Source organism: Rhizobium sp. PEPV16 (genome assembly GCF_008919455.1).
GTDB lineage: Bacteria > Pseudomonadota > Alphaproteobacteria > Rhizobiales > Rhizobiaceae > Rhizobium > Rhizobium leguminosarum_Q.
Window position 1 is genome coordinate 1 of record NZ_VSZV01000139.1, and the last position, 7,213, is coordinate 7,213.

Annotated in this window: 6 protein-coding genes; all 6 read left to right on the plus strand. The window is 64.3% G+C overall.

Annotated elements, in window-relative coordinates; all coding sequences use genetic code 11:
• The coding region (gene cobN, locus FY112_RS02550; protein WP_151517581.1) for a cobaltochelatase subunit CobN at nt 1–3,286 on the plus strand (3,286 nt) is incomplete at its 5' end.
• Between the two features lie 14 nt (nt 3,287–3,300).
• On the plus strand, nt 3,301–3,951 hold the full coding sequence (gene cobO / locus FY112_RS02555) for a cob(I)yrinic acid a,c-diamide adenosyltransferase (RefSeq protein ID WP_151517582.1): 651 nt from the start codon (nt 3,301–3,303) through the stop codon (nt 3,949–3,951).
• 113 nt (nt 3,952–4,064) lie between these two features.
• Nucleotides 4,065–4,484 carry a cobalamin biosynthesis protein gene (locus tag FY112_RS02560; RefSeq protein WP_094087611.1) on the plus strand — a complete coding sequence of 140 codons (420 nt, stop codon included), beginning with the start codon at nt 4,065–4,067 and terminating at the stop codon, nt 4,482–4,484.
• A 180-nt stretch (nt 4,485–4,664) separates the two neighbouring features.
• Nucleotides 4,665–5,618: a nucleoside hydrolase gene (locus FY112_RS02570; RefSeq protein ID WP_020486002.1), complete on the plus strand. Its 954-nt coding sequence runs from the start codon at nt 4,665–4,667 to the stop codon at nt 5,616–5,618.
• Nucleotides 5,619–5,809: 191 nt separating this feature from the next.
• Nucleotides 5,810–6,649, plus strand: a complete 840-nt coding sequence (cobA, locus tag FY112_RS02575) for a uroporphyrinogen-III C-methyltransferase (protein ID WP_151517583.1) — start codon at nt 5,810–5,812, stop codon at nt 6,647–6,649.
• Nucleotides 6,646–7,213 (plus strand): cobyrinate a,c-diamide synthase (locus FY112_RS02580; RefSeq protein WP_151517584.1); only part of this gene is annotated, 568 nt, incomplete at its 3' end. The genes cobA and FY112_RS02580, both read left to right, overlap by 4 nt.

A 7,213-nucleotide genomic window follows, 5' to 3' on the forward strand; every position in this document is an offset into this window, starting at 1 on the left:
GAAGCCGACAGTCGCCATCAGCTTCTACCGCGCCCTCGTCCAAAGCGGCGAGACCGGGCCGATCGAAGCTCTGATCGAAGCGCTGATGACACTCGGCCTCCGCCCGCTGCCGGTCTTTGCCTATAGCCTCAAGGATCCGGTTTCCACAGGCATTCTCGAAAGCGTGTTTTCGGCGCTGAAACCCGATGTCGTCATCAACACGACGGGCTTTGCGGTCTCGGCACCGGGTGCGGACCGGCAGCCGACGGTGCTGGAGGCGAATGAGGCGATCGTGCTGCAGGCGATCTTGTCGGCCTCGTCGAGGGAGGCATGGGCGGCGTCCTCGCAGGGCTTGTCGGCGCGCGATCTCGGCATGAACGTGGCGCTGCCTGAAGTCGATGGCCGGGTGCTGGCGCGGGCGATCTCCTTCAAGACGGCGGCGCGCTACGATGCGCTGGTCGAGACCAATATCGTCGCCAGCCAGGCCGATGCCGGGCGGGTTCGCTATACGGCGGAGCTTGCCGCCAATTGGGCACGGCTGCGCAAGACTTCCGCCGGCGACCGGCGCATCGCGATCGTCATGGCGAACTATCCGAACCGCGACGGTCGACTTGGCAACGGCGTCGGCTTGGATACGCCTGAAGGCACCATCGAGGTGCTGAAGGCTATGCGGGCGGCGGGGTATCTGGTCGCCGACATTCCAGCCGACGGCGACGCGCTGATCCGCCACCTGATGGAAGGGCCGACCAATTCCGGTTCCGACGGAAAGATCATTCGCGAGACGCTTTCCCTGAGTCGGTACAACAGCTTCCTGGAATCTCTTCCCAATAAGATTCAGGATGAGGTGAGAGCCCGCTGGGGCAATCCGCAAGACGATCCGTATTTTCGCGAGGGCGTCTTCGCCCCGCCTTTTGCGCGCTTCGGCGAGGTGCTCGTCGGCATCCAGCCGGCGCGTGGCTATAATATCGATCCGAAAGAGAGTTATCATTCGCCGGATCTCGTGCCGCCGCACGGTTATCTCGCCTTCTATGCTTTCCTGCGTGGCGAGTTCGGCGCCCATGCGATCATCCACATGGGCAAACACGGCAATCTCGAATGGCTGCCGGGCAAGGCGCTGGCGCTGTCTGAAAGTTGTTATCCCGAGGCTATTCTCGGTCCGCTGCCGCACCTCTATCCCTTCATCGTCAACGATCCGGGCGAGGGCACGCAGGCTAAGCGCCGCAGTGCTGCCGTCATCATCGACCACCTGACACCGCCTTTGACGCGCGCCGAAAGCTATGGGCCGCTGAAGGATCTGGAGGCGCTGGTCGATGAATACTACGAGGCCTCCGGCGGCGATCCCCGCCGCATCCGCCTGCTCAGCCGTCAGATCCTCGATCTCGTCACCGATATCGGCCTCGACCGGGATGCCGGCATTGCCAAGGGCGAAAGCGAGGGCGAGGCGCTGAAGAAGCTCGACGCCTATCTCTGCGACCTCAAGGAAATGCAGATCCGCGACGGGCTGCATGTGTTCGGCGTGTCGCCCGAGGGGCGGTTGCTGACGGACCTGACCGTGGCTTTGGCGCGGGTGCCGCGCGGGCTGGGTGACGGTGGGGATGCGAGCTTGCAGCGGGCGATTGCCGGGGATGCGTTGAAAAACCCTTCTCAGCTAAAAGACCCCGCCCCAACCCCTCCCCACAAGGGGGAGGGGCTTGCTGGGCGCACCGTCTCACTATCAGCTTTGGTCGCAGAGGTTGCCGCAGGCGTAGCGGTAAGTCCCTCCCCCTTGTGGGGAGGGGCTGGGGCGGGGTCTTCCTTCGACCCCCTCGACACCGACATGGCCGCCGTTTGGACCGGCCCACGGCCTGATATCCTCGCAGATATTCTCGACGACCCCTGGCGAACCAACGGCGACACCGTCGAGCGCATCGAACTACTCTCGGCGAAGTTCGTTTCCGGCGAGATGGAATGCCCGACCCTCTGGTCCCAAAGCAGATCGGTACTCTCCGAGATCGAAACCCGTCTCAAGCCCTCCATCCTCGCCTGCGGCCCGGCCGAGATCGAAGGCCTGCTCAAAGGGCTCGACGGCCGCTTTGTCGCGCCTGGACCCTCCGGCGCGCCGACGCGCGGGCGTCCTGACGTACTGCCGACCGGACGGAATTTCTACTCGGTCGACAGCCGCGCCGTGCCGACGCCGGCGGCCTACGAGCTTGGCAAGAAATCGGCGGAGCTGCTGGTGCGCCGCTATGTGCAGGATCACGGCGAATGGCCGGTTTCCTTCGGGCTGACGGCCTGGGGCACGTCGAACATGCGCACCGGCGGCGACGATATCGCCCAGGCACTGGCGCTGATCGGCGTCAAGCCGCTCTGGGACATGAGCTCGCGCCGCGTCACCGGCTACGAGATCATTGCGCCGGCGATGCTCGGGCGGCCGCGCGTCGACGTGACGCTCAGGATCTCCGGCTTCTTCCGCGATGCCTTTCCCGAGCAGATCGCGCTGTTCGACAAGGCGATCCGCGCCGTCGGCGCGCTGGAGGAGGATGTCGGCGACAATCCCATCGCTGAGCGGATGCGCGGCGAGACGGCTAGGCTTGCGGCCGCCGGCCTCGACGAGGTGTCGGCAAAACGCCGGGCAGGCTATCGTGTGTTCGGCTCGAAACCCGGCGCCTATGGCGCCGGGCTGCAGGCGCTGATCGACGAAAAAGGCTGGGAGCGGCGCGCCGATCTCGCCGAGGCCTATCTCGTCTGGGGCAGCTATGCCTATGGCGCCGGCGAGGAGGGCAAGGCCGAACGCGGCCTGTTCGAGGAGCGGCTGCGCTCGGTGCAGGCCGTCATTCAGAACCAGGACAATCGCGAGCACGACCTGCTCGACAGCGATGATTATTACCAGTTCGAGGGCGGCATGGCGGCGGCGGCCGAACAGCTCGCCGGCGCGCGTCCCTCGATCTATCACAACGACCATTCCAGGCCGGAAAAGCCGGTGATCCGCTCGCTGGAGGAGGAGATCGGCCGCGTCGTGCGCGGGCGCGTCGTCAATCCGAAATGGATATCGGGTGTCATGCGCCACGGCTACAAGGGCGCTGCCGAGATCGCTGCTACGGTCGATTATCTCTTTGCCTTTTCGGCGACGACGGGTGCGGTCGGTGAACATCACTTCGAGGCCGTTTACCGGGCCTTCGTCGCCGATCCCGCCGTGCGCGATTTCATGATCGAGAAGAACCCTGCGGCCTTCGACGAGATGAAGGAGCGGCTGATGGAGGCGATCGATCGCAGCCTGTGGACGCCGCGTAGCAATTCGGCCCGGTTCGACCTGGCCGTCAGACAATAGAACGAGGTGAAGCTATGAGCGATGAGACCCCAGAGAACGAGATCGCAGAAGCCGGGGCTGGCAAGGACGATGCGCGTCACGCCGAGAAGATGGCGAAGAAGAAAGCCGCGCGCGACAAGATCATGGCGACCAAGACCGATGGCAAGGGGCTGATCATCGTTCATACCGGCAAGGGCAAGGGCAAGTCCTCGGCCGGCTTCGGCATGATCTTCCGCCATATCGCCCACGGCAAGCCTTCGGCCGTCGTGCAGTTCATCAAGGGTGCGATGTGGACCGGCGAGCGTGACCTGATCGAGAAGCATTTCTCCGATCTCTGCCAGTTCCACACGATGGGCGAAGGTTTCACCTGGGAAACGCAGGACCGCGCCCGCGATGTTGCCGCCGCCTCGGCCGCCTGGGAAAAGGCCAAGGAGCTGATCCGCGACGAGCGCAATTCCATGGTGCTGCTCGACGAGATCAACATCGCACTACGCTACGACTATCTCGACATCAACGACGTCGTCACTTTCCTGAAGAACGAGAAGCCCGCCATGACACATGTCGTGCTGACGGGGCGCAACGCCAAGGAAGAACTGATCGAAATCGCCGATCTGGTGACGGAGATGGAACTCGTCAAACATCCCTTCCGCTCCGGCATCAAAGGGCAGCCCGGTGTGGAGTTCTAAACATCAGGATCGGCTCCTGTCGGCAGAGCGCGCGGGCAAGGTTGTGGGTTCACGCGCTGCGCTAAACATTCACGTGCAAGAGTCTCCGTTGGAATCTTGGCGGGTTGTTCGTCATGGATGAGGTCCGATTTGACACGGTCCGGCGCCTCGTCCTCGGGCTCGGCTGCGAGCGCGGCACGCCGGCAGAGGAGGTGCTGGTGCTTGCCGAACAGGCACTTCGCGAGGCCGCGGTCAGCGGGGAGGCCCTTGCCGCTGTCGCCTCAATCGATAGCCGTAAGAGCGAGGCGGCGGTGCTTGCAGTCGCCGCCCATTTCGCCGTGCCGGCGGTGTTTTTTGCCGCCGGGCGGCTGGAGGAGGAGACGCCGCGGCTCGCGAATCCGTCGGAAATCGTCTTTGCCCGCGTCGGCTGCCATGGCGTCGCCGAGGGTGCGGCGCTGGCTGCGGCGGGCGCCTCGGCCGAGCTTGTCGTCGCCAAGATCAAATCTGCTCGCGCGACGGCGGCGGTGGCCCGCAGCGGGCTGCAGAAAGCATGACTCGATACGGATGCAGATTTGGGCCTATCAGTCTAAAATCCGAATCCGTATGTAGATCAATTAAATAGAGCATGATTTCGTCTGAAAACCGCTCTTTTCAGCATCATGCTCTGGCGTTATGGTGGCGCCAATTCGCGGCGCCGTCCGGCAGCCTCACGGTTCACATCTAGAGGATATCTCATGCACAAGGTCATTTATGACACCGACCCTGGCGTCGACGACGCCATGGCGCTTCTCTTCCTGCACCGCCATCCCGAAATCGAGCTTCTCGGCATCACCACGGTCTTCGGCAACGCCTCGGTCGAGACGACGACGCGCAATGCGCTCTTCCTCAAGCGCGAATGGAATATTCCGGCACCCGTTTCCAAAGGCGCCAGCGTCACCATCGATTCCTCGCGCGCGGAGCGGCCATGGCCGGCCATGGTGCATGGCGATAACGGCCTCGGCGATATCGACGTACCGGAGACGATCGACCTGCCGCTCGATCCGCGCCCGGCGCATCGCTTTATCATCGACACGGTGCGCGCCCATCCGGGCGAAGTGCGACTCGTCGCCGTTGGCCGAATGACCAATCTGGCGCTGGCGCTGAAGGAAGACCCCGAGATTGCGACGCTGGCGAAGGACGTCGTCATCATGGGCGGCAATTTCTATGTGCCGGGCAATGTCTCGCCGGTCGCCGAGGCCAATATCCACGGTGATCCCGAGGCCGCCGACATCGTCATGACCGCGCCGTGGAAGGTGGCCGTCATCGGCCTCGATGTCACCGCAATCACCACGATGAGCCGCAGCTATCTCGGTGAAATGGCGGCTAGGGGTGACAAGGCGGTCAAGCAGCTCGACGCACTCTCGCAGTCCTACATCAACTTCTACAAGCATGCGGTCGAAGACGGCATGATGGTGCATGACAGCTGCGCCTGTGTCTATGCCGTGGCGCCGGAGCTGTTCTCGTCGATATCGGGTGCTGTGCGTGTCGTCTGCGGCGGCATCGCCGATGGCCAGACGATCGTCAGGCGAGACGGGCGGCATTTTCCGCCTGATGGCGCCTGGGATGGCTTGCCGAGCCAGGTGGTCTGCACCGGCATCGAGTCGGAGAGGGTCCTCGACCTCATTCGCAATACACTGCTTGCAGCCTGACAAGCTCGAAGGCCCGGCCGCGATGCTGCCGGGCCTTCGGGATATATTCTAATATATTCATTGCGTTGTGCGGGTTCTCCGAGGATTTGAAACCGACGCTTCATAAAGTGAGTCACGATCATCTCAGCAACTTCAAGTGAGGTGATGGGCGCGGCGTTGACCTTGCCCTTTGCGGGGCCTAGATCAGCAACATGATCGATGCCGCATTCTCCCATCTTCCGGTGCTTGAGCCGGGCAACGTCTGGCTCGTCGGCGCCGGTCCCGGCGATCCCGGGCTTTTGACGCTGCTCGCCGCCAAGGCGCTTTTCGAGGCCGACGTCATCGTCCACGATGCGCTGGTCAACGAGGAATGCCTGGCGCTGGCGCGGCCGGAAACGCTGGTGGAATATGCCGGCAAGCGCGGCGGCAAGCCTTCGGCGAAACAGCGCGACATTTCGTTGCGGCTGGTGGAGCTTGCGCGCGCCGGCAAGCGGGTGCTGCGGCTGAAGGGCGGCGATCCCTTCGTGTTCGGGCGCGGCGGTGAGGAGGCGTTGACGCTGGTCGAACACAATATCCCCTTCCGCATCGTGCCCGGCATCACCGCCGGTATCGGTGGGCTCGCCTATGCCGGCATTCCGGTGACGCATCGCGACATCAACCATGCCGTGACCTTCCTCACCGGCCATGATTCCTCGGGCATCGTGCCCGACAGAATCAACTGGGAGGCGATCGGCCGAGGCTCGCCCGTCATCGTCATGTACATGGCGATGAAGCATATCGCCGAGATCAGCGCCCGCCTGATCGCCGCAGGCCGGCTGCCGTCCGAGCCCGTCGCCTTCGTCTGCAATGCCGCCACCGGCCGGCAGCAGGTGTTGGAAACGACGCTCGGAGAGGCGACCGAGGCTGTCGCTGTCTCCGGCCTGGAGCCGCCGGCGGTGGTCGTTGTCGGTGAAGTGGTCCGGCTCCGAGCCTCGCTCGACTGGCTCGGTGCACTCGCAGGACGGCGATTGCAGCCCGATCCGTTCCGCCCGTCTGGCAAGGTGCGGGCATGAGCGGCCTCCTGATCGCAGCACCTTCCTCCGGCGCCGGCAAGACGACGGTGACGCTCGGGCTGCTCCGAGCGCTTCGCCGGCGCGGCATTGCGGTCGCGCCCGGCAAGGCCGGCCCTGACTATATCGACCCCGCCTTCCATGCGGCCGCAAGCGGCACGCTCTGCCTGAATTTCGATCCCTGGGCGATGCGCCCGGAGCTGATCTCGGCCAATGCCGCCCTTCACCGTTCCGGCGACCGCATCCTCGTCATCGAGGCGATGATGGGGCTTTTCGACGGTGCGGCCGACGGAAAGGGAACGGCGGCCGATCTCGCCGCCCAGCTCGGGCTTTCCGTGGTGCTCGTCGTCGACGCCTCGCGCATGTCGCAATCGGTGGCGCCGCTGGTTTCCGGTTTTGCCGGCTTCCGCGCCGATGTCCGGGTTGCCGGCGTTATCCTCAACAAGGTCGGCAGCGACCGGCACGAAGCGATGCTGCGACAGGCGCTGGAGGCTATCCGCATGCCCGTCATCGCCGTGATCGGCAGCGACAAGGCGCTTTCTTTGCCGGAGCGCCATCTCGGGCTGG